We start from the raw sequence: 24,483 nt of genomic DNA, 5'->3' as shown, positions 1-24,483 counted from the left end.
ATAAGGTTAGTTAAGTAATACGCTTAGGTTTAATATTTTTTAAGTAATTTATTTCAATCTTTTTTTAACGATGACCTCCTTTCCTTTGATTTCAAAATTTACATTTTCCTTATCTTCCAACAGTTTTAATACCGTTGATAATCTTTTGTTTCTGGATATGATACCGCCATATTCTGTATCTGGCGAAGGCTGATATTCATAAATTATTTTCACATTATACCACCGAGCAACCGTGCTCAATACCTCCTGTAGGTTTTCACCGTCAAAGAAAAATTCACCCTGTTCCCAAGCTTTTTCTTTGTTCGAATCACTTTTATCAACTATCAATTGTTTTCCTTTTCCATTTTTCACCAGTTCTCCAGGCTTTAGGATAAATTCATTAATATCATTCTTATTACTTGATCTCACCCTTAAACTTCCCGAGACTAAAGCTGTGGTTGTTTCATATTCTTCTGGGTAGGATTTAATATTAAATTGAGTCCCTAAAACTTCTATCTGTTGATATCCTGCATCAACAGTAAATTTTTTATTCTCATCCTTAGCCACTTCAAAAAACGCCTCTCCCACCATTTCGACATTTCGCTCTCGACCAAACTCAATAGGAAAACGAATAGAGGAATTGGAGTTTAATTTTACTTTACTACCATCAGGCAGGATGACCGTATATTGTCCAGCATATCCAGTTTTAATGGTGTGGTATTCTAATTTGGTTGTAAGTTTCTTTTTCGGATTCGAAAAGGATATGATCCCTAATTTTTCATCCACCTTTACTCCATACGTTGATTCTTCCTTGAGACCATTAGCATTCAACTCAATTTCCCTTCCATCTGCCAGCACCATAGTTGCTTCATCTTTACCTGGTAATACATCGTTCTCTAGAGTTTGCACCACGGGATCTTCAATTCTTTGATGATTAGTCCATTGGTACACTGTAAATGCGAAAATCATAATCGCCGCGGCGGCTATTGACCACCATATAGGCTTATATTTCCTTACCGGTGTTTCGGTTTCGGCAAGGCGAATCAAAATCCGTTGAAAAAGAACCTCTTTATCATAGTTGATTATTGCTTGATCTTGGTTTTCAAATTTGAAATCTGAAAACCAGCTTTTAATTAACTCTTCTTCCTCTAATGAGGACGTTCCATTCTGAAACCTCCTTAAAAGGTCTTCAGCTTTCTTAAAATTATCATCCATGATAGGTAGAGGATTTTTAGGTCTCTTTACATTAGGACACACATGGTATAAAGAGAGGGTACAGTAGATGTAAAAAAATTATAAATTAATAAGAATAGCCATAAAAACCAATATCTGAGTATGCTTACGGATAATTTTCAAGGCTCTTTTCATTTGTGTGGAAACCGTTTGAATAGATATATTCAATAAATCAGCAATTTCTTGATTACTCTTACCTTTATAATATCTTAATTCAAAAATAAGTCTCATTTTTTCAGGTAGTTCTTTTAAAGCGTTTTGCAAGGTTTTCTCTTGTTCCTCCTCCAAGCTAATTTCTTCAAGAGTAACCTGTTGGTTAGCCAAATAATCGCCAAGTGAGGCAATATATTTGGCTTCAATTTTACCTCTTCTAAAAATATTCAAACTTTTATTGATGGCTATTCTATATAAATAGGAGGATATGGAATTAATCAATGTGATCGCTTCTTTTTCACGCCATATTGTTACAAAAATTTCCTGTACAATATCTTTGCTTTCTTCTAAATCGTCCAATTTACCATGGACAAAATGAATCAAATTATCAACATAACGATTATAGAATTCATTAAAAGCTTGTAAATCGCCTTCAGCAATAGCATTTTGAAGTTCTTTTTCAGAATAAGTATTATAATTTTTCATGAAAACAGGCGAAATTTACTATTTAAATTACGTAACCAGCAAATAATTACAATTATTTTCTTTTTAATTAATTAAAATCAGATATGATAAAAATGTATAATTTATTTATACAATAAAAATATAGGTGTAATTAACGAATTTTTTATTAAATAAAAGGGTGTATCTTTAATTTGATACACCCTTTCTAATACAGGATTTTAATAATACATATTTAATAATCCACGTTTTTCCTCATGTTTTCCTATGTATTCGTCCTAAAACCACGGTTAAAGCATCCTTAAACCGTGTTTTAGCATGCTTAACATACTAAAAGCATACTTTTAGGTTACTTTCACCTTATTTTCACTCCGAAGCTAACCTTATTTCTTATCCCCTGTATTCAAAAACTTATAGACCATTCCTAATATAAAATATTGTCTAAGATTTACACTTGTCCTAAAACCATTCGAATTCCCACTCGCATAATAATTATTGTAAAGACGTTGATTCAATAGATCAAATACGGATAACTTCAACTCCCCCTTTCCAAGAACTGGATAATATACAGAAGCATTTACCAAATGTCTATTTCCTCTTTTATTGTCGATTCCAGTAACGAGGTTACTTAAGGTATAGGAACCCTCTAACCTGAATTTCTTGATATTGTTCACTAAAATACTAGAACCAAAATTATGGGTGATATTATTTACCGACCTGAAGTTTGGAGAGTCATCCTTATATTCTACACCATTTCTCGAATAATTATAATTTGGACTTATGGTCAAATTATCTTTATAGCTGAAAGTGATATTTCCAGAAATATTTCCAAAACTATTTTTTCCCATATTCTCTTCGCCATTGATCCGAGCATAACGATCGCTCATCGAAAAGTACCCATTTATCGATGCCGCCAATCTCCAAGTTTTATTCTGTAGAAAAGTTTGGGATAGACTACCATTCCAAAAAAGACTTCCAATATCACTGGCCTGGATATTTTGTCGGCTGGAAGTCCCGTCAGCTACATTGTAATATTGGTCTGAAATAATACTATTGTCTGATACACCATAGCTTACACTAGCATTGATATACGTTTTGGATTTTGTGAAACTCTTATAATACCTTAATGAAAAATCATTCCTAATCACATTTTCAAAGTAAGGACTGGCATAAACCATTACCGTAGGGGTCATATCATTGTTCAGCACAATTATCTGACTAAAAGAAGGCGGATTTACAGATCGGGAATAACTGGCTGACAACCCCTTATATGCCAGGTTTACATTAGGTAAAAAATAGCCTTTTGCTTCATTTTTACTTGGTAATTTATCAAAATATTCAAATCTATTCGCTAAATTTTGATAGGTCAATGCAAAGGAAATCGGAAAGTCTTTTATCACTTTAATATTCCAGCTGGTTCCTAATACCATACGCGTATTCCGGATATTCTTATTATTGGCCACATCGTCCCTATTTACAAACTCCGTATTATTCACCGATTCAACAGTTCCTCCAGCTGTTCCTCTTCATCCACATTAAACTGCGCAAATACATCAAAATTAAAGCCTTTGTTCAATGGAACCTGTAGGCTGATCCTATTCTTTAGGTTTTGGGTATAAGATACGACATTCGATCGCTCTGTTTGGTCCACAATGCTATCGCCTAATAAATAGTATCTATTCCAGTTATCATTATTTCGGAATATATCTTGATTAATTCTGGAATATTGATGCTCTAAAGAAAGAAGCATTTTATTTTGCAACCGCTTTTCAGCATTTACCCGATAGTTAAAATTAATGTTTTTATTATTGGAAAGATTGGAGGTATTTACGTCCCTTACAGGATCATTCTCATTACGCCAGGTAACCGATTCATTTTGTCCAGTAAAATTATTACTTCCTGTATTCAGTCGAAGATCTAAGGAAACCTGGGCCGTAGTATCCACATGGTACCTGGCGAAAGCCCGCATTTCATGTCTGATCTGATGGGATTCTGAATTGCCTGAACTTCTAGAACGATCTGTAATCTCATCATAAAAACGGTTGTTCAAATCCGTTTGTTCAAAAAGGTGGTCATCTTTTGCGAAATTATAATATAAATTCGTCTTTAACTTTTTGGCAATATCATAATTCACATTTATACCCGAAGAAATCTGGTTCATTAGACCGGCAGATCCATACATCATAAAATTCGAATTCTCCCCCCGACCTAAGCCTCCGTATTGGCTCAATTCTGAATAATCAAAGCCTGATCGGCCAATATTATTGGCAAAGCCAATGAAACTGATCTGCAGGGTATCGCGGAAAGTATTGATCAAAGCGCCCGATTCATAGCGCTCTCTGGTGGCAGCACCTCCATAAAACTTTCCGAAATCCGCTTTAAGGAATTCTTTCTTCATCTTGAGGTTGATGACTATGGGAAGGTTGGTATCATCTAATATTTCTCGTTTAGATTCTCCTTTGTCTTTGATGACCTGGACCACATCAATCAGGGATGCATCCAAATTTTTGGTGGCAATCTTCATATCCTGCACAAAGAAATCCTTATTGTTCACTCGAATTCCCGATACTTCACGGCCTTGGTAAAATATGCTCCCGTCTGCATTCACTTGAATACCTGGTAATATTTGCAAGAGCTCTTCCACTGTGGCATTTGGTCTGGTTTTGAAATAATCGGCTTTATATTCTAAGGTATCCCCATTCAAGCGGATGGGTGGAACTGCCGTGATCAGGATCTCATCGATCATATTCCCGCCCATGATTATACTATCCAACTGCAGTTTTTCTCCAGCTTTTAATTGAAGCGGCTTTTGATAGGTGGGGTTATTGACATAGGAGACATAAAGAATAATCGGTTTTTGAGATGGGATCCTGACGAAATCAAAGTTCCCTTTATCATCTGTCAGGGAATAACTTAATACCAAGGAATCCTTTTCGGAAACAATGGATACGGTCGCCTTTTCTAATGGTTTTTTATTGCCATCAAAGACTCTTCCTTTGATTTCTGCATTGTTTTGGGCATGGACAAGGTTAGCTAGGGCAAATCCTACAAACAGGAGGAAATATCTCATAATACATTAAATAACAGGTTTTTGATTCCCACAAAAATTAATAGCAGTGGATTTTAACCAAAAATAGAACATCTTACGAAATCATCGTAACCATTCATCACATTTAACATATTTTAGCATTATTTCCCGTATTCGGGAGAAAAAAAAACCTATTTCTTGGCGTTTATTTTCTTTGCATATTCAAAAAGGGAAGGATCAATATGGCAATATCCACCTGGGTTTTTATCCAGATAATCTTGGTGATAATTCTCCGCATCGTAAAAATTCTCCAGTTTGGAACATTCGATCTGAATCTTATCCGTATAGTTTTTTGCCAGTGTATTCAATTTTTGTTGGATGATCTTTTCGTCAGCGGGATTGCTGAAATATATCCCCGTACGGTACTGTGTTCCAATATCGTTTCCTTGTTTGTTCAAACTGGTCGGGTCAACCGTTTTGAAATAAAGGTCTATAAGTAAATCCAAACTAACGATGGCTGGATCATAGATCACCTTTACGGTTTCGGTGAACCCCGTTCTGCCGGTGGTTACCTGCTGATAACTCGGCTTCCCTGTTTTTCCATTGGCATAGCCAACCTCAGTAGCTGTAACCCCGCGCACCTGTTTAAAAAAATGTTCGGTACCCCAGAAACAACCGCCTGCAAAATAGATTTCCTTTTTCCCTTTAGGAACAGGTTTCGAAACATAGGTCTCTTTTTCAGACCGATTTTGCGCATTCAGAAAAATAATCCCTCCTATGATAACAAGCACAACAATAACTGTATTTTTCATGATGATGTATTTTTAAATTATTGACTTTTACAAAATTACGAAGAATTTTGTAAAGCTTTTAAAATGACAGACCAAAACGGATGTATGGTAGGACCGCTTCCTTACTGATCCCAACCGTCGCTTGAATGGTCATTAAATCGCCTGGCATAAAATAGATGCCTGTTCCATAACCATGGTGCCAATTATTGGAGCTTTCCTTACTCATAAACACCCGGCCTACATCATAAAACCCAATCAATCCGAAAGTTCCAGGAAGCAGGTAAGAGCTAAAGCTTGCCAATTTCAATCGAGCATCCAAGTTATTATAAAGCGCGGTTTTCCCGGTAAATCGTTGCGAATTATATCCTCTCAAGCTGTTCTCGCCTCCTATTTGCGCATGCTGATAGAAATAGGGATCTCCCCATACCGCCTGCAGGCCTGTCCGATTGGCCAAGGTAAGGTAATCCTGGAACACCGTTTTATAAAAGCTGACATGCTGATCCAATGCCGTAAAATTCCTGCCCTGTCCTGCAAGTTCCGTTTGCCAATCCAATCGGGCATAAAGCTTCATTCCCTTTTTTGGATGCTGATGATGATCTCTCGTATCATAATCAAACCCGATTGCAGCTCCGGTAAATGATTTGTTATGGAAAACCTCTTCTACAGGATGACGCTCGGCGAATCCTTGTAAAAAACGATCCATATTCTTACCTGCCGAAGAAAAATAAAAGGAACTACTCGACCCATAGAAAAGTTTCAAATTCTGAAGTGGATGATAGGACAAAAACACATCGGCATTGATCAAATCGTATTTATTTCGGTAGTATGAAATTTCCTTATCTTCTGATTTATCAAAAACCGTTTGGTTCCCATAACCAAAAAAATTACTCTGATTGAATGGTCCCAAAGCATCCATTTTAAGGGACAAATCCTGCCCTGCCCATAATTCTTTGATATGGCCATGATAAGAAAACATAAAGGATTCCCTTCCTGTGAGATAACTAGCCAATAGTTCATGTCTATACGCATAAGGACTTTTTCGGAACCGATGATTTTCAATCAGATACCCTACCCCAATGATCAATCCTCGATCGACGCCGTAATTTAGGTTGACCAGGACACCTTTACGGTCATATACAAAATTATGATAATCGTAATGATGAACAGAACTATCATTTTTTAATCGATAATGTGCCGCCTTCAAACCGTCGAATTGATTATTGTTCTTTTCCTTAGTATCATAAAAATAGAGGTTGTCTGCATTTGCAAAATCTGGAGCAGCGGAATATTGATCATAATCCTTTCCTCCAACTATCCTCACCTTAATCGGCGATTTGTCATCACCTTGAAAGCGATACTCATCTTCTCCAGCTATTCCATAAATCCTGATTTCTTTGGTATCTTCAGGCTTAAATTTTCTTTTGAAGAGCTTTGCCCCTTCTGTTCCATCCTTTTTTTTGTTGAACACTTCTACCTGCAGGCCATCTTCTTCAAAAGTTACATGGATAAACTCCCTTTTCGCTGATAGAGAAATATCCACCACGTTCGCTAGGGAATGATAATAATCTATTCCAGTTTTCGTGAGTTCATCACGTCTGGATTTGATATTAAATTCCAACTCTTCGGAACTCAATTTTACAATACTATCAGGCATCTCCAACATCGCTTGTCGGATCAAGGAATCAGTAATTAAGAATTGAACACTATCAATCTCCTCTCGCCAATCCTTTTCGTTCAGATCGTTTAGAAAAAAACGATCGAAATGACGCGCATTGAAATTCCAATGGGCCACATTCCTGATATGCGGACTATAAGGTTGAAGGTGTGCTTTTAACCATTGCCGCGATAATAGTACAGGGAAAACTCCAGAGGTTTTGTAGTATACTTTATCCCTATCTCTTGGAACTGGACTGTATATTTTTTTCCCTTTCAGCTTTTCCGGATCCCAGCGCCAATTGTCTTCGTGCCTATCCCAATCTCCCAATACAAAATCCAACAATCTTGCCCGCAGCGTCAGTTTTTGGTCTACACTGACATCATTATCTTCCAATAATTTTTCAATGACCTTTGCTGAATTATCCGTTTTTTCATTTTCAAAAGGCATTCTTGGTTCAAACATATAGGCCCTATTCCTGAAAACGGATCTATATTCCCCTAATCGAGGATCATCCCCCACATAAACCAATTCAGGTACCGCATGAGGTATTCCTAAAGCTTCATGGAATGTCGGCGCCGTGAGAGCTCCAAAAGGATGTGCAATAGCAATTTGATCCTGTACGATATCCTTAGCTATGGTTTTTCGGAGACTTTCTGGTAAACTTCTTTCCGGGTATTTTTGAATAGAACGCAGCACCCATTCTCGACCTGATGAATCAACCAACCTCAAGGATTGCGTCTGCATTCCTCCACCTAATTTCACGATTGATAATCCGCCTTTCTCCGTGGATAGATCCAGAACACGCATCTTGACCGGCGTATTATAAAGTTTTCTATAACTATCGCCCAACCAGAACCGATGAACCAACCCCACTTGGTCATATTCTGCTGCAATAACGGTCTCCATACTATCCTGCTGTTGTGCAATAGCAGACATGCTGCACAAAAGGAATAAATGAACTAGGAGAAAAAATCTCTTGAACAATTTCATAGGTATAATCTTAATCAAGTTTAATTTTTACACGGAGTGCTTTCAAGTCACTAATTCCTTGAAGTTTTTCCAATCGGATTTCTTCGATATCAGATTCAATCAAACCCATTTCAGCTACTTCTTTTAAACAAGACTTTAAATCTCTCACCACCTGATTCCTATTGAATACAATAGCTATATAACCTGGTTTAACCAATCTTTCCTCACTATCCAATATTTTTACTTTATCTATCCTTTTTTTAATGATCTGATAGCGAATATTATAGGAACCTTCCACATCAAACCTTCGTTCATCATCTCTAAAGCTGATATCTATAGGATTCGGATGGATAAAAATCAATTGTGTTGTTTCTAAAGGGATTGGAAGTTCCTGCTTCATGCGGTCGGTAAATTGACCAATCCTGGCAATGTTTGCAATCTGTTCTTTCCTAATCTTTTTCAACATACTGGATTTGAAATCATTTCTAGGAGCTATGGATTGCCCAACATAGAGATCATACTCGATCCCATCTGTACGGAATGTTTCAAAATAAGATGGGATAATGGCTTGTACGCTTTGGTTAAAATTGTCCATCTCCATTTTCAAAAGCTGATTTATTTTCTGAAGTGATCGTTCAAAGGCTCCATTGCTGGAATGCACATCCTCGTAAGAATACTTTAGCTTTTGCCTACAAGCATACAATGGCTGTTCAAAATCCTTTTCTACATCGGAAAGGCTATCCAGAAAAGCAGGAATATCTTCTTGGAAAAAGGCCAGAATATCTAAAAGGTAATTATCCAAATCATATTCGTTGGTCCATTGTTCCACTTCTGCAAATCGATCTAAAAAGCTTTTTTTCAGGAGTGATGGATGCGTTTCCTGAAGACGGGCAATCAGACTTTTGACATAATTAACCCGTAGCTGGATATCATTGTGGTATGATTTGGTCCTCAATAGACTAGAGTCTTTAACGTCTACCGCAGCATAAAAAGGATACACATTCGGAAATACAATTTTTTCCAGCGTCGGGTTTTCAATTTGGTCCATCACATCACCCATATAAGCGGCAGCAACTTGATTAAATTTCCATTCTACAGCTGGCTGTAAGGCCGTATATTGATGAAGGATGACATCATTCAACTCCGATTTGAATGCGGAAAGGATATTATTTGCCAATTGCGTTAATAAACCATAATAATTTCTGATCTGCACCAGCATTTTTCGATTCAACTGAACACCGTTATAGCTATACAATTCCATAATGGCCACCAATCTTCCCTGTTGAAGTAAAGGGAAGCATACATACGAATGCAGACCTGTATTTTTAATACGTTCTAACAGTTTAGAAGATTCAGAATCCAGGTTATCGGCAATTCCGAATGCAAGGACCGTTGGTTTATCCAAATACGCTAGGAGTTCGCCGGTCTGCGCTTCTTCACTGTAAAAAACATCTTGGTGGAATAAGATGGAGTTCTGTGCCAGATCGGGCGATAATATGGGGATATCATTTAGTTTTAAAATTGGATAAAAGGATGATTTTACCCCTTTGAAGGCCATGATATCTCCTAAAATTGTGTTGAGTTTATCCAAACCATTTTTCCCGGTGTAAATGCTGATGTTATTCACCAGGTCTTGGAGCTGTTCAGACGTATAGGATTCCTGGCAATCCGAAAAAGTCAGGATGGTAAATCCTTCAAACAAAAAATTACGGAGGTCAAAACGCTGTATAATAGGCTCAATATCTTTAAACTCTATATTGTCTTTCCCTTTTAAAGAATGGAGATCAAGCTCTGGCAGCTTCCCGATCGGTTTAATCTTTACAAAGGTAAAGTCAAGATCCAATTCAAAATACCGATTGAATGCTAGATCCCTTTTCACATAGCGATCTTTATTTTTTAACGGAGGAACATCATAAAATCGTTCCAAGATAAGTAGCAATAATTGCTTATTGATGAATTCCAGTTCCAGAAAATGATGGCTCACCGGAGGCGATATTCTGGTGAAATCATCAGCGATCAATTCGTAAAAGGCTTCGGTTCCAAAGAATACGCGGTCCGGAATAGGATATCCTAAAGCCCAATTCATGTGGGTCTCTGTAGGCACCCCCTTAGCCAAATGGTAGATGACCTCAAAGACCTCTTGGTATTCCTTCAGGTTTTTATCGTTTAGATCCCCTAAAACGGCCATTTTACTTTGGATCAGTTCTTTGGCAAACTTTGGTAGCAACATGCCGGATGCATGTGCTGATTTATTATTTTCCAGATATTGTAGGAAAGGCCCTAATGACATTTTCTCTTCCAAGTCTCCGTTCTGAAGGAAATTATTATCAATATGGGCATTTTGTAGTAACATAAATTATTGGTTTGGTCGTAGACTAATTTACAGCCTGATGCTTTATCGTTATGTTAAAAGCTTGGAAAAGGGCATCGGAATCATTTACGATATAGAAAGACAACAGCATATCCTTATTATCTAAATAATCGATTACACAGAAGCCTTGATCTTCGTAACTATACTGTAGGTTTTTGGAAGGTTGAATGCTGGAATGCTTTGCTCCCGAACCGCTAACGACCTGCTTAATATTTTCCGTTTCAATATATTGTAATCCATGATCATGCCCGGCCACAAATAGTATATTGGGATGCTCAGCTACGGTGGAAGTTACCTTATCTACCATCTCCCTATATATAGGATGTTTCAGATCCTCTGCTGATTTAAAAGCTGTTGATCTCACCAATGGATATAAAGAACCTACTGCTGGCAAGGGGATGTATAAGGGTTTCCAGAGTCTGGTAAGTGGGAAAAGATGATCTTTCCAATTGTATTTTAGACTATGTTCGCCATAGGATTTCATCGGATGATGGGAAAAAATCAGAATGGTTTTGTCTTGATGTTTTTCCAAAATCGCGTTCAATTCTTGGATAAAACCTTCCTTATCCTGTTTTATATCCTTGCCATGATGTGGGAACAGCCAATATTCGCTATCAAAAGTAATGGCTATTACATCTTTTGCAAGTTGTATGGGTTCAGGCCCTAAAGTACCTGCTTGCGGTACAAACTTCAGATCTTTATCCTGGAATTGCGCGAGGTAATTGGCTTGGGCTTTTACTTTTTCCAAACCAAGTTTACCGGAATGGTCCCAATCATGATTACCTGCCAAAAAATAAACCGGCACGCCGGCCTTACGAAAGTCTTCAAACTGGCTTTTTAGAATATTCTCAGTTTTTTCTTTTTCCTTATCCTCCAATGCCATTCCATCAGGATAGATATTGTCGCCCACAAAAAAAGCAACCGTTTTATCTTTTAATAGGAGGTCTTGTGCTTTTTGGATTAAAAAATGCTGGGCAGGATTAATCTCTCCTGCATCCCCAAAAACAATCATGCGCTTTTCTATTTCCTGGGCTTGTACAAATCCTAGAAAAAGGCTTAAAATAAAAACAAAAAATGGTTTCATCTATTAATTCTTGAATTGAAAGAGCATTGCATTTTCAGCATTGTTTTTTTCACTACTGATATACATTTTCTGTTGTGCATCGAAGGTTATTCCTTCTGGTTGCTGAAACTGATTTTTATCTAAAAATATGGTCTCTATGGGTTTGAATTCAGTATCCAAAATGAGGATATTTTTATCGATCGAGGATAGTAGGAACCACTTTTTTTGTAGATTATTTTTAACTAAGGCTGAAGGTTTTAAATTCTTCACAGGTTTACCATTGGCCGAAGTAACCCCTTCAAGGGAAACGATAATGTTGTTTTTAAGGCTAAGATTTCCATTTTCCAATATAGAAAGACGATAAGCGGTCAGTTGCGGACTTCCCTTATCCTGTTTACATTCTTTACAAACAACCATTAAGCTTTCATCTTGAGGGTCATAGGCCATGGATTCATATTCTCCTTTTTGCAAAAGATCTATATGGATCTTGACTTTATTTTCGGAGTCTTTGAGGTCTACAGGAAAACTATAGATGGTTCCTTTACTTTCTAGAACATAGAAGGATTCTCCGTCGGTTGCTATTTCCTCAAAATCGCCCTTTCCAGCAAACTTATACTGCCCAATAATTTCAGTTTGGCTAAGCGAATAGGCGTATAAGATCCCCTCTTCATCTTGAACGGCATAAATAACATCCAAATTTCCAGGCAGGAAGGTTATTCCTGATATTTCATCAAGTTCTGTAGGCAATGCATACACGCGCTCATAGCCAAGGATATCCTGTTGTTCGTTTTTGTTGTTTTCTTTTTCTAATTTGGATTCTACCTTTCCAGCAGATTGGCTTTGACAGGAAATAAATCCCAAACCTAGGATCAGACTTAAAAATAATTTCATTTTATCCTTATTTAGTAATAAAAATAGCGATGCTAAAGGCAATCACCGATAATATCAAACCGAACATAAAAACACCATAAGCATATCTCAATAGACGATATTTTCTTCCTAGCACTACCCCTTGGGAGTGTACATCCTTAGTCAACATCCCATATAAAAATTCCTTATCATCCATGGCTTTCTTCATGGCCTCCTCATAATCCTTAAAGGATGTTTTATAGAAATTTCCAAAGAATAGTAGGTTTACGGATTTGGTCTTCACATCCTCTGGTTGGTATTTTCCGTTTGGTATTTTTGGAATGGTAGCCAATATGGCCAGTACCATGGTTACCACAGAACAGCTCATTAAAATAACAGTAGGAATGATCAAATGCGGATTATTGTCTAATGCCTTGACCAATACCGCAACGACAATGGAAAGGATAATGGAATTTACGGTCAACAGAATATTTGATTTGTTATCAGCCATATCACTCAATCTTTGGCTATTTGCCGAAGTGATTCGGAACATGGTTTCTATTCCACGCTCGGGCTTTTTCAGGCGCTCCGCTTCCAAGGCAGCTTCTTGCTTTTCCAAGGTCTTTTTCTGTTTCTTCATTAGGCCTTGAAGGTTATCTCTTTTTCCAAGTGCAAGCTTTTCTTGGGCATATTTTGTATGGTAAACATGCTTTTGAAGGAGCTCGATGGTCTGCTCCCTCCAGATGTTCCGATCAATTTTTTCCCCCTTTAACTGTTCTGCTTCTTGGAGCATCAGTTTATTGCGTTCATCAAATGATAATTTCCCTAAATGGAATAGATCAGCATCACAAACGATCTGTTCCAACAGGTTTCTAGGTGCCTGAGGCATTTTTGTGGCTAAAATACATCCTTTTACCTGATCTTGTTTTTCATTGGAAACCCCCAATCCTGCTAGAAATTCCATAGCTATTTCTGCACTTCGCGCCTCATGACCTTCAGAACCACCGGATTCATATCCTATATCATGAAAGTAGGCTGCAGCTAAAACCACAAACCGGTCTTGGTCATTTAACGCATAATGATTTGCTAATTCCTCGACAGCTTCGACCACATCTTGGGTATGCTGAAAGTTATGGAAACAAAATTCACAGGATCCGTTTTTTATCCGTTCCTGTAAATAGGTGTTTATTTGCAGAAGCAATGGGCCATATTCCATTTAAACTTTATTAAAATTTTACAATATTACTGACATTTTATAACAAAAAGTCAAAAAGACTAAAATATGACATCTAAAAGGTAATCGTAGATTTATTATTGGTAAACAAGTCTTTAATTTAATTAATTTACGTAAAATTGAATACAATTTTGCTCGCTAACCGATCATTTACTTATTATGCATACGTCCATGAATTGGAAGAGAACCATTTATTTACTTTTTCAAATTATTCTTCTTCCTTTTTTACATCCGCTCAGTGCCCAGGAAACTCCTAAAGAAATCCTTTATGTGACTACGGATAAGAACATATATACGCCTGGAGAAATCATTTGGTTTTCCTCCTATCTATTAAACACCAAAGAGTTGACAGATACCCTATCGCCCGATCTTTTAGCAGTAGGTCTATTACGTGAAGATAGCATCTCCTTTAGTGTGAAGCGGTATTACCTAATGGCCAATAAGATTTGTCCCGGAAGTCTGACCATTCCCGATTCTTTAGTCCCTGGAGATTATCGTTTGGTTGCCTTCAGCAATGTGACTGATACAGAACATAAGCCGATACATTTTTTCTCCTCCAAGATTATCATCAAATCCCCAACCTTGAATGCCTTCCATAGTACTTTCGAGCAATTGGATACCAAGGACAAGAATACGATTGAAATTCAGGTGAAAGCTTGGAACCTAGAACTGAGGGGCGAAAAAGCAAAAAACAACCGTATTGCCTATAAACTTTCCACAGGCTGGAAAGGCGAAGTACCCTTGGATATTTTTGGTCAGGCAATCATTAGCATACCAAAGGAGGAGTTTCAGCAATCGGATAAAAATCTCATGACGCAGATATTCTATCAGAACAACAAAAAGTACAGCAATTTTAAAATCGCAGAGGAGAACCCAATAATCAAATTATCCATTTCCAATCCAGATAAAACCTTACTTGCCGACAAGGAAAACTTCTTTTATTGGCAGACGAGCCAAGAGAATGGTTCTCCGGCAGCGGTTGAAATTGCTATCCTTGAGAATGGTCAAGAGATTTTAACTTCCAAATCAGATGAACAAGGGATGGGATCTTTTAGCTTTGTACCGAAAGAAGACGCCTTATATACGATTAATTCAAAAACAGCTCCTTTTAAACTCGATTATACCCTCAATAAGGCTAAGAAAAACATCTTCCATCTATCCAATAAAAACCATGTACCAAAAGATACCTTACTGATCGACTTGGAAAATACGCAGGCAGGGCCTTTACAGATTCACTTCAGGGCTTTGCAGGAAAGTGCTGCAATGGTTTCCTCCCTCTCTGGTATTGATGAAAAGAGCAAACGAATTGTAGTCCCTTTAAAGGACTTTATAAAAGGAATATATGAATATACGATCACCGATGGGCAAAACAAGACCTTGGATCGATCTTATTTCCTAGCCAATTACCATAAAAAACCTGGAATTGAAATCGCTTTATCGAAAGACACCTTATCCACTAGAGATAGCCTCCGGATTAATCTGAAGACATCCGACTTCCAGGGAAAAGCCATTGAATCCATATTGACTTTATATTGTGTGCTGGAGGATCGAATCATCCCGGAATACAAACAACATATTGACAGCTATTATTATTGGGATTTTTGGTTAGGGCAAGCCTGGAAAACAGACCCTACCCTTGATCGTATTTCTCGGTTAAATCATCAATTGGCCTTTGCAAAACCTTATCAGCCTTCCAAGTTCTTTAGCAATGATCCTGCTTTGAAGAAGGATATTCAGGGTTACGCCAGCACAACAGCGTTGAAGCGAATAGAAGTACCTGTAGACCTGCTGTATAGGGTGGGAAACGGGCTTAAACAGCAGCTGACTGACAGTATGGGTAAATTTTATTTGAACCCGCGGCAAATTGCCATACAGGAACCTAATAAGTTATACTTATTTGCTTCTATCAATCAGAAGAAGAAAAAAGTGGGAAGTTCGGATGTAACGATCAAAATCTCGAATCCCTTAGAGCAACTCTTTACCAATATCCAACAAAATTCCTCGGAATTGACCCGTTATGGGATGATTTCACGAAAGAAAAACACTGCAGAATTCCAGATCAAAGATCCTAATGTGAACAAGATTGAGGAAGTGGTGGTCTATGCAAAACCAAGAGACCTAAGGAGTACATTTGGAAGAAATGAATGTGGCGATTATGTATGTCCATATAATATTTTAAACTGCCAGAATCATCCTTATAGTGGTCGACCTGCTGTTAAAGGTGAAAGTTATCTGGTTAATGGTATCCGCACGGTTTACAAAGGCTGTACAGATAGAGAAAGCACCATCGAACCCATCTACACTGGACGAACTTTTCAAGGGATGTCTAAAGCGGAACTATCGGATTTTAGTTCCAAAAATTACATTTCTACCTTGTTCTGGATGCCTTATATCCTAGTGGATAATGTCAATGATAATCAGATTCAGTTTTATAGCTCGGATCAGACTGGAAAATATAAACTCATCATAGAAGGGGTAACTAATACCGGGGAGTTGATATATGCCGAAAAAGAGATCATCGTAAAATGAAAAAGCCCCTTTCGGGGCTCTCCAACTTAATAAATAAACTTGTTTTACTTGATATAATGGTTTAAAAAATCATTTCTTTTGTTCAAAAAACTGGTTCAGCGATATTATAAAATCTGTATAGAGTTCGCCATCTGTTAAAATTTTCCAATCAATATAAACATCCTTAGAAACGTGTATCGGATCTTGTTTTATCTGAAGGTCAATCTTAGAATCCTTTTCATTCAATGGAGAGACAAATAGATTAATGGTATACCGTTCTTCTTTAGTAAAAATAAATTCCTTCCATTCCTTAAAGAATTGCCACTGTGCCATCCCTTCTTTTCTGTTCAATTTCTGAATGAAGCAATCATTTTCAATTGCATAAAATTTTAATTTAGAAAACACTTCGTCTTTAGAAACTCCTTTGACAATCAACGATTTATCCTGAGCTTTCAAATGAAAGAACGGTAAGACTAAGACCGTAAAAAGAAAAATACGAAGACATGAGGTCATAATTATATTGGTTTTCTATTATGACTTCTGACCGCTAATAAGGTTTAATGGAAAAAAATAAAAAAATGAATTAAATTGCCCTAAAAAGAAAAACTGGCATACGAGTCTGAATGCCAGTTTTCTAATAGTTAGTGAATTTTAGTTTTTTCTCCTAGTTCTTGGAAAAATGTTTTTATAAGGAAACAAACCTTTTATTTTACCCAAATAATTTATTATATAAATAAATTAAGTTTTTAACATTATTCCACAAAATTAAGGCATGATTTTCTATATTAACTGGTAAAAATCCAACCTAATTAAGTAAAATTGTAATATGCGATCAAAATACATCATACAATCCATTGGGGTTCAACTTATCAGTTTGGATGATATTACTTCAGCCTTTCATAAACATCCCTACTATCAATTGGTGTATATACTATGGGAAAAGGAACCCACAAGATCAATCAGAGCGTATTTGAGTTCAGCAAAGGAAATCTATTTTTGATAAAACCTGGGGATGTGCATGGTTTTGATTCTGATCATAATGTAGAATTATGCCTGATCAATTTCAATGAAGAATTTTTCTCGGAAACCCATACCTCTAAAATCGATTCCTTGGACTTCAGTAAGGAATTTCGGCAATTGGAGTTTATTCTGAACAACTATAGTGAGTTTCAGGGAAGTCTAATTGGTAAGGATGACTCTACCCTATTCCATAGCTTGATCAAGCAACTTATTCTGGAGACAAAATATAATCGGATTTGGCACAAGATGATCACCAAAAACATTGTTCTCCTGTTACTTAATCTATTGTCCAGAAATATCCAGGAGTCCTTTATCTCTACATCCAAAATGGAAAATACCAATTCCAGATTCTTAGATGTACTGGACTATATCCGGCATCATATATTTGACAATAATCTGCTGCGGGTAGAAAACCTCGCCAATCAATTCAATCTTTCTGTCGGACATTTTAGCCGTTATTTCAAGCAGGAATCCAACATGAGTATTAAGGAATACATCCTGTATTATAAACTCGAATTAGCCAAGGCAAGATTGATCTATAGTGAAATGACCATTGCCCAAATTGCCAGTGAGCTTAAATTTGTGGATGAAAGCCATTTAAATAAACTCTTCAAAAAGAATTTTGGACTGACCGCCAAAGCGTATAAACAGGCCGCAAAAAAGTAATTATTTTTATTATCAGGTATTTAGTTCCGAACCAAAACACCTGCCGACTGTTCCTTCTACACAATCAACGTAGAAAGGAGAATATCATGGTAAAAGATCACGGAAAAAGCATCAAAAATGATGAAAAATATGAGGCTTTGCGCGATAAGGGGATGAGTAAGGAAAGGGCTGCCCGAATTTCAAATGATCCAAATTCCAGTAAAAAAGGTGGAAAAGCCAGCGACTTGGACGAGCGATCTAAAACAGAACTCTTGCAGGAGGCCAAAAAGATAGGAATATCCGGAAGGCACAAAATGACGAAGGATAAATTAATTGATGCTATTCGAAATCATTAATTGTGCATGTTCAAAGCTATTAATCAACTTACGCTGTTAAAAGAGAATGGTCTAAAATATGTTGACTGCAATACTGGAGGATATAAACGACAGAAAAAAGGTCAGTCATTTATCTATTTGGATAAAGGCCATAACAGAATAACCAACGAAAAAGTCCTGGAAAGAATCAATTCGTTGGTTATTCCACCTAATTGGAAAAAGGTTTGGATCTGTCTCGAGGCAAAAGGCCATATTCAAGCCACTGGTTTGGATGATAAAGGGAGAAAACAGTACCTGTACCATCCTCAATGGTCGCAGCTGCAAAAATCACTGAATTTCCATAAATTGATCGCCTTCGGAAAAGCTTTACCTTTATTAAAAAAGAAAATCAAGAAAGACCTTAATCAGGAGGGATTTACATTAGAAAAAACCAGTGCCATCGGACTCCGGATCATGGATCTTACTTCCATCCGAGTAGGTAATTCTTTATATACCAAAACCAATGGTTCCTATGGATTGACCACCCTAAAGAAGAAGCATGTTAATCTAAGCACTTCAAATAACATCAAATTTTCTTATGTAGGTAAAAAGGCCGTTAAACAGGAAAAAATAATCGTTAATAAACAGTTATATTCCTTACTAACTGAATTAAAAGCAATAAAAGGTGGTAACCTTTTAAAATACAGAACCAGCGCTGGTGATTTCAGGTCATTGACCCCATCGGATTTGAACCAATACTTGAAAGAAATTTCACAGAAAGAGATTACCTGCAAGACTTTTAGAACTTGGAATGCCTGTTTTGATTTTCTCTTATTTCTTAGTCAACTGGAACCACCTAAAACAAAAAAAGAAAGAAATTCCAATCTTCAATTAGCTTATGATTATGTAGCCGTACGATTGGGAAATTCAAAGAATATTTCTAAAAAACATTATATCTGCCCCTTATTGATTGAAAAGTACGATCAAGAGGTTTTGGATGATTTTTTAAAGAAAACAAAAAGGATGAACAAAAATGCCAAGGAAGAATATTTAAGGAAAGTGATGATAAAAATACTCAATCGTATTTATACCTAAATAGAAAAAAGATTGAACTATTCCCACTTCCAAATAGTTCATTTTTAAAATCTTACATCCTATGGAAACTATAGATAAAAAAATAGACATCGTCAATGCGGCGATTGAGATCAATAACGATCGTATAGCGGGCTATGAAAAAGCTATGGAACTTTGCAATGAGTCTGAGGAACAAGATCTGACCTTATTGTTTCAAAAATATAAGGAACAGTCTGAAAACTTTAAGGATGAGCTTCTACCCTATGTGCAACAATTTGGGGCAGAACCTGAGGAAGGCACCATGGTAAGCGGTAAGTTGTTCCGTCTTTGGATGGATATAAAATCTTTGGTAGCTCCTTATACTTCGAAAGCGGTATTGGAAAGCTGTGAAAAAGGAGAAGATGAATTCCGAGATGCCTACAAGAAAATTCTTAACGATGCCTTGGAAGATTATCCAGGCATTGTAGATTTACTTCAAGCTCAGGTAGCTGATCAACAAATAGCCCATCAACATATAAAAGAGCTTAGAGACCGCACCTAGCTGTTTTTTTACAGGGTAAAGCACGCTATTTATACTTGCTTCAAAAAAAATAATACTTAAAAATTAAATCTCGTTTTAGAGAAACATTTGCAGAAATTTTAAAAATTAAAGATTTATGTGGTTATCAGTAATATTTGGAATTGTGATTATTTTAATTATTAGTATTATAGTTTACAATTCGAGAGCAAACAGAAATAAAAACAGAAAGTCAGGTTATTTAAATGATATAAAATAACTTAAAGAAAAATCAGCATTTTTTTATACAACCTGCATCATAGAATCCTTGGCATTTTTGCTGAGGATTCTTACTTTTTAATCTCTAAGGGCATTTTTTTATATTTATTCAGAAAAGTAAAAATCAATTTAACAACTGCTATGGCATGATAAATGTAGCGTTTTAGCTACATTAATTTTGCTCCCTAATAGTACTGAAATTGTATCGGAAAAACATTTATGTCAAATAATATAAATTATCAATTGATAATTAAAGCATTGGATCATGCTCCACTTGCTACTGCAATCTACGCTACACCTGAACTACATATCGCATTTGCTAATAAAGAAATGTTAAAAATGTGGTGTTCCAATGAATCCATAATTGGTAAAACCTTTAGCGATGCATTCCCTAATTTTGACGAAGATGGTTTCACCAGTATTCTAATGAAAGTTTGGAAAACCGGCACAACCTACATTGCCACCGATACGCCTGCAGAGATTAAAGAAGGTAACACCTTTCATAAACGTTATTTTGATTTTGAATACCGCGCCTTATTGGATGAAAACCAAAACACCTATGCTATTTTACATACATCCATAGATGTTACTGAGCGTAATTTATCCAGGATATTGATTAGAGACCAAGAACAGAAACTCAACTTGAATCAAGACCTGGAAATCTTGACGCATACGTTGGCACATGATGCAAAAAACCCATTATCTATAGCTAAGTTAGGATTGGAAACCTTAAGGAAAAAAGAAAATCTAAGTGCAGAAAGAAAGGAAAATTGGTTTGAAATAATTGATGGTGCCATCGGAAGCTTAAACAATATCATCGATAAGACCGTAAAGCTAAGTGAAGCGAGAACTTATGTGCTGGAAAAGGAAGAAATCCATCTCGATCAAATATTGCCTAGCTGGGTCGAAGAAGCTGTTATCCTAAATAACGCAAAGGATATGATTATTGAAATAGCAGCAATTCATCCTATCATGGCGGATAAAGGAGGACTGTACCAGATCTTTTCAAATATTATTGGAAATGCCATTAAATATTCCATTCATAACATCAGGCCATCACTTAGTATCTACAGTGAAAAGACCCATAAAGGGATAGCCTATTACATTAAAGACAATGGCATCGGAATCCCTGAAAATGAAATCAACAACATATTCCTGAATTTAAAAAGGGGCTCTAATGCGTTGTCTTTCCAAGGTAAAGGGATAGGCCTTTTTATTGTAAAAAGAATTATGGAAAGACTGGATGGCCAAATAAATATTACCAGCAAATTGGGTAAAGGAACAGAAGTAAGGTTATTTTTCCCTAATTAACATAGCTTCTTTTTCTCAACAATATTTTTTATTCATCGCTTTGGCAAATTTGCGATGGTTACATGTCGGGCATTCTAATGGCTTCTCATCGAAAATTACATGCCCACAGTACATACAAGCAATGGGAGTTCCCGCAGTAGGTTGTTGTTCGAACTCCTTATAATCATCCGGGAAAATCGGAAGCCCATATTTCACCTCGGAATCAGCGTATCTGAGCACACTTAAGGAGCCGTCAGTCTCCAATACAGCTATTCTTACCTGGCCCAAATGCTCAATAGAGGCATTCCTCAATTCAGAGAAAAACTCCGTTTTGGAAAATGTACTCTTATTTTCCTCGGTTACAGCAAACTCTCCATCTCTTACAATCACCAGGGCTTTACCTTCCAGCATCCGCGTAAAAAAATCATATTTGGCTACTAACCAGGTGAGAAGTTTATAGAGGGTGATCACGATTATGAATACAATGATTGCATGGACCAAGGGAAAGTCATCCTGAAACATGGGATCGCCTGCCGCTGAACCCAATCCTAAGATAATGGCTACTTCAAATAAAGTTAATTGCCGAACACCCCTTCTGCCTGATACCCGTAACATCATTACGATTAACAAAAACATAAAAAGTGTCCGAAAACCAATTTCCCATAAGAAACTAGGTTCTACACCGTCAAAAAGAATTTCGTATAAGCTTTTACCTTCCATAACATCAATTTTTAATGAGGCTTTACCAATTTATCAAGGATTGAATAGGCATTTCATATTTATCTGAACCAATCATTTAAAGAATTGTTCATTACTTATAGGCCTATTCGCCTATTCATCATACTTATATAATAATTAATCAAAAGAATATGGAAACTAGAACAGAAGGCAATCCTGAAGATTTATACCCTACCCCCCCTTTCAAGAAACAAGATCAAAAACCTCCCGGTGAGACAAAACTCATGGATCCAAAACCTGACCATGGCGAACAGAGCTATGAGGGTAATGGGTTATTAACAGGGAAAGTAGCGGTTATAACCGGTGGTGATTCGGGTATTGGCAAAGCTACGGCAATTGCTATGGCACGTGAAGGAGCTGATATTGTTATTGCCTATAAGGATGATGTGGAGGATGAAGATGCTGAAGACTGTAAATATTGGGTTGAAAAGGCAGGAAAAAGAGCCTTACTTTTTAAAGGAGACATTCGAGAGGAAGAAACCTGTAAGAAATTAATCGACGCCGCAGTAGATGAGTTTAAGATGATCGATATTTTGGTCAACAACGCCGCCTATCAGATGTCTTATAAAACGCTTGAAGAAATCTCTGCCGAAGAGTGGGATAAGACTTTCGAAACCAACTTGAGCGCCATGTTCTACTTGGTAAAACACGCTTTAAAACATATCAGACCTGGAGGGAGCATCATCAACACCACTTCAGTTAATGCCTATGATCCCAATCCTACGTTGATTCCTTATGCAGCGAGCAAAGCTGCCATACAGAATTTCACATCCAATCTTGCGCAGAAATTCTTAGAGGATGGAAATGGTATTCGGGTAAATGCCGTAGCACCAGGTCCTGTATGGACGCCTTTGATTCCAAGTACCATTCCTGACCATGAACACTTTGGAGATAATACACCGATCGGAAGACCGGGGCAACCAGCAGAAATAGCCCCTGTGTTTGTATTCTTAGCAACCGCAGCTGCATCCTATGTTTCAGGAGCCACTATCCCTGTTACAGGTGGTAGGATCACTATTTAAACCAAGAAGTTCTCCAATCATTTCCATGCCGGCATTGAAGCTTTGGATATATATATCCCCTGCATTTCTGGCATGAAATTTCAATTTCCGTTGGAGCAACTTGTTTTCAAAACTCACCGCCAAAAAGACATCCCCCGGTTCAGCTGTAGGGTGCTTTTCTTTTCCTTGATAAGCCAAACCCGTAATGGCACAATACACATCGGCCTTAAATAATTTCTTCAATCCGACCAACATGGCTTCGGTCACTTCCATCGATTCAGCCGTAAATTGGTCAATCAGTTCTTGAGGAACCCCAAGTACGTCGACTTTAACAGCTATATTAAAACAGACCAAATTACCCATCAAATAATCCCCTGCCTCGGTCTGTAAACTCCAAACAGAAGACATAAATCCTCCGGTCATACTTTCTGTCAAGGCAAGTTTGAGCTTTCGAGCCTGAAGTTCTTCAGCAATCGTATTTAATTTTCCATGGTCAATTTTGAACATCTGTTTTGTTTTTTAGGGAGAACAACCAAAATGGGGTTTCGTTTGTTAATAAAAAAAAGAAGATATGAGAGCAATTTGGACAGGAGCCATCGGTTTTGGACTGGTAAACATTCCGATCAAGATTTATAGTGCAACCCAAACCAGTAGTTTGGATTTCGATATGCTGGATCGAAAAGACCATGCTAATATTAAATATAAACGCGTCAATGAGCAGACAGGCAAGGAAGTGAAATGGGAAAATATAGTGAAGGGCTTTATGCTGAAAGACAAATATATCGTGTTGGAGGATGCAGATTTTGAAGAAGCCATGCCCGAAAAAAACAAGATGATAAACCTTCAATCGTTTGTTAAACTCCAAGAAGTAGACAGCATCTATTTTGATACACCTTATTACCTAGAGCCCCAAAAATCAGGTGAGAAAGCTTATCAATTATTATTGAAAGCCCTTGAGAAAAGTAAAACCGCCGGATTAGGAAGCTTTGTGATGCGAAATGTAGAAAATTTGGCGATCATCAAAGCTTTTGATAATGTCCTGGTTTTAAATAAAATCCGCTTTGAAGAGGAGATTCGCAATCCAGAGGAATTGAAGATACCTTCATCTGCCCGAATCAGCAAGGCTGAGATGGACATGGCCATGCAGCTGATCAAAATGAACAGCAAAGAATTCGACATCAAAGACTTCAAAAACGAATACAGCAAGGAATTGATGAAGATCATCCAGCAAAAGAGCAAAGGAAAAAGAGCCACTATTCGAAAGATCAATGTGGAAAATACCAAGGCTTCAGATCTACTCGAAAAACTTAAAGCGAGTTTGGCCTAAGA

21 protein-coding genes are annotated in these 24,483 nt (G+C 37.1%); 8 read left to right on the top strand and 13 right to left on the bottom strand.

All coding sequences use genetic code 11. From position 1 onward, the window contains the following. Positions 1-48: 48 nt before the first annotated feature. From VJ786_RS05020 to VJ786_RS04975, 10 genes are all read right to left on the bottom strand, one after another. The gene (locus tag VJ786_RS05020) at positions 49-1,194 is read right to left on the bottom strand and encodes a FecR family protein (RefSeq protein ID WP_144038191.1); all 1,146 of its coding nucleotides are present in this window, start codon (positions 1,192-1,194) and stop codon (positions 49-51) included. Positions 1,195-1,272: 78 nt separating this feature from the next. Then, positions 1,273-1,851: an RNA polymerase sigma factor gene (locus VJ786_RS05015; protein WP_099367912.1), complete on the bottom strand. Its 579-nt coding sequence runs from the start codon at positions 1,849-1,851 to the stop codon at positions 1,273-1,275. 359 nt (positions 1,852-2,210) lie between these two features. After that, a complete protein-coding gene (locus VJ786_RS05010; protein WP_336557371.1) occupies positions 2,211-3,323 on the bottom strand; it encodes a TonB-dependent receptor in 1,113 nt (370 codons plus the stop codon). Beyond that, positions 3,320-4,897 (bottom strand): TonB-dependent receptor, encoded by a 1,578-nt coding sequence (locus tag VJ786_RS05005; protein ID WP_099367914.1) that lies wholly within the window; start codon positions 4,895-4,897, stop codon positions 3,320-3,322. Before VJ786_RS05005 ends, VJ786_RS05010 begins: the two co-directional genes overlap by 4 nt. 149 nt (positions 4,898-5,046) lie before the next feature. After that, positions 5,047-5,667, bottom strand: a complete 621-nt coding sequence (msrA, locus tag VJ786_RS05000; protein WP_099367915.1) for a peptide-methionine (S)-S-oxide reductase MsrA — start codon at positions 5,665-5,667, stop codon at positions 5,047-5,049. A gap of 58 nt (positions 5,668-5,725) precedes the next feature. Further along, complete coding sequence (locus VJ786_RS04995) at positions 5,726-8,239, bottom strand: BamA/TamA family outer membrane protein (protein WP_336557370.1); 2,514 nt, start codon at positions 8,237-8,239, stop codon at positions 5,726-5,728. Positions 8,240-8,303: 64 nt separating this feature from the next. Further along, positions 8,304-10,625: a GAF domain-containing protein gene (locus tag VJ786_RS04990; protein WP_099367917.1), complete on the bottom strand. Its 2,322-nt coding sequence runs from the start codon at positions 10,623-10,625 to the stop codon at positions 8,304-8,306. A gap of 22 nt (positions 10,626-10,647) precedes the next feature. Further along, positions 10,648-11,727 (bottom strand): metallophosphoesterase, encoded by a 1,080-nt coding sequence (locus VJ786_RS04985; RefSeq protein WP_099367918.1) that lies wholly within the window; start codon positions 11,725-11,727, stop codon positions 10,648-10,650. 3 nt (positions 11,728-11,730) lie between these two features. Beyond that, the gene (locus VJ786_RS04980) at positions 11,731-12,597 is read right to left on the bottom strand and encodes an SdiA-regulated domain-containing protein (RefSeq protein ID WP_099367919.1); all 867 of its coding nucleotides are present in this window, start codon (positions 12,595-12,597) and stop codon (positions 11,731-11,733) included. 7 nt (positions 12,598-12,604) lie between these two features. After that, positions 12,605-13,771 carry a Pycsar system effector family protein gene (locus tag VJ786_RS04975; protein ID WP_099367920.1) on the bottom strand — a complete coding sequence of 389 codons (1,167 nt, stop codon included), beginning with the start codon at positions 13,769-13,771 and terminating at the stop codon, positions 12,605-12,607. Between the two features lie 189 nt (positions 13,772-13,960). Here VJ786_RS04975 and VJ786_RS04970 point away from each other — a divergent pair, with 189 nt between their 5' ends. Beyond that, positions 13,961-16,318 carry a hypothetical protein gene (locus VJ786_RS04970; RefSeq protein WP_336557369.1) on the top strand — a complete coding sequence of 786 codons (2,358 nt, stop codon included), beginning with the start codon at positions 13,961-13,963 and terminating at the stop codon, positions 16,316-16,318. A 69-nt stretch (positions 16,319-16,387) separates the two neighbouring features. Here the strand turns inward: VJ786_RS04970 and VJ786_RS04965 are convergent, their stop codons facing one another. Further along, a complete protein-coding gene (locus VJ786_RS04965) occupies positions 16,388-16,648 on the bottom strand; it encodes a hypothetical protein (protein WP_336557368.1) in 261 nt (86 codons plus the stop codon). 567 nt (positions 16,649-17,215) lie between these two features. Here VJ786_RS04965 and VJ786_RS04960 point away from each other — a divergent pair. The 5 genes from VJ786_RS04960 (at position 17,216) to VJ786_RS04940 (ending at position 21,436) form a co-directional block, all read left to right on the top strand. Beyond that, positions 17,216-17,983 (top strand): AraC family transcriptional regulator, encoded by a 768-nt coding sequence (locus tag VJ786_RS04960; RefSeq protein ID WP_336557380.1) that lies wholly within the window; start codon positions 17,216-17,218, stop codon positions 17,981-17,983. A gap of 86 nt (positions 17,984-18,069) precedes the next feature. After that, positions 18,070-18,318 (top strand): DUF7218 family protein, encoded by a 249-nt coding sequence (locus VJ786_RS04955; protein WP_099367924.1) that lies wholly within the window; start codon positions 18,070-18,072, stop codon positions 18,316-18,318. A 6-nt stretch (positions 18,319-18,324) separates the two neighbouring features. Then, on the top strand, positions 18,325-19,371 hold the full coding sequence (locus VJ786_RS04950; RefSeq protein WP_336557367.1) for a DNA topoisomerase IB: 1,047 nt from the start codon (positions 18,325-18,327) through the stop codon (positions 19,369-19,371). A gap of 61 nt (positions 19,372-19,432) precedes the next feature. Next, positions 19,433-19,891, top strand: coding sequence for a PA2169 family four-helix-bundle protein (locus VJ786_RS04945; protein WP_099367926.1), 459 nt, complete (start codon positions 19,433-19,435; stop codon positions 19,889-19,891). 453 nt (positions 19,892-20,344) lie between these two features. Further along, entirely contained in the window at positions 20,345-21,436 is a 1,092-nt protein-coding gene (locus VJ786_RS04940; protein WP_099367927.1) for a sensor histidine kinase, read from the top strand. A 15-nt stretch (positions 21,437-21,451) separates the two neighbouring features. Here VJ786_RS04940 and VJ786_RS04935 read toward each other — a convergent pair whose 3' ends face one another. Continuing rightward, complete coding sequence (locus tag VJ786_RS04935; protein WP_099367928.1) at positions 21,452-22,135, bottom strand: DUF421 domain-containing protein; 684 nt, start codon at positions 22,133-22,135, stop codon at positions 21,452-21,454. A gap of 149 nt (positions 22,136-22,284) precedes the next feature. On the opposite strand from VJ786_RS04935, the gene VJ786_RS04930 reads away from it, so the two are divergent. Beyond that, positions 22,285-23,175 (top strand): SDR family oxidoreductase, encoded by an 891-nt coding sequence (locus tag VJ786_RS04930; RefSeq protein ID WP_099367929.1) that lies wholly within the window; start codon positions 22,285-22,287, stop codon positions 23,173-23,175. On the opposite strand, the gene VJ786_RS04925 is transcribed toward VJ786_RS04930, so the two are convergent. Continuing rightward, on the bottom strand, positions 23,131-23,661 hold the full coding sequence (locus tag VJ786_RS04925) for a CinA family protein (RefSeq protein ID WP_099367930.1): 531 nt from the start codon (positions 23,659-23,661) through the stop codon (positions 23,131-23,133). The two genes, VJ786_RS04930 and VJ786_RS04925, sit on opposite strands and share 45 nt — an antisense overlap. A gap of 64 nt (positions 23,662-23,725) precedes the next feature. On the opposite strand from VJ786_RS04925, the gene ku reads away from it, so the two are divergent. Next, complete coding sequence (ku, locus tag VJ786_RS04920) at positions 23,726-24,481, top strand: non-homologous end joining protein Ku (RefSeq protein ID WP_099367931.1); 756 nt, start codon at positions 23,726-23,728, stop codon at positions 24,479-24,481. Positions 24,482-24,483 lie beyond the last annotated feature (2 nt).

It is taken from the genome of Sphingobacterium tenebrionis (genome assembly GCF_037126265.1).
In the GTDB taxonomy this organism is placed as follows: Bacteria; Bacteroidota; Bacteroidia; order Sphingobacteriales; family Sphingobacteriaceae; genus Sphingobacterium; species Sphingobacterium tenebrionis.
The sequence above is the reverse complement of the archived record's forward strand: the minus strand, read 5'-3'. Positions and strand labels throughout refer to the sequence as shown.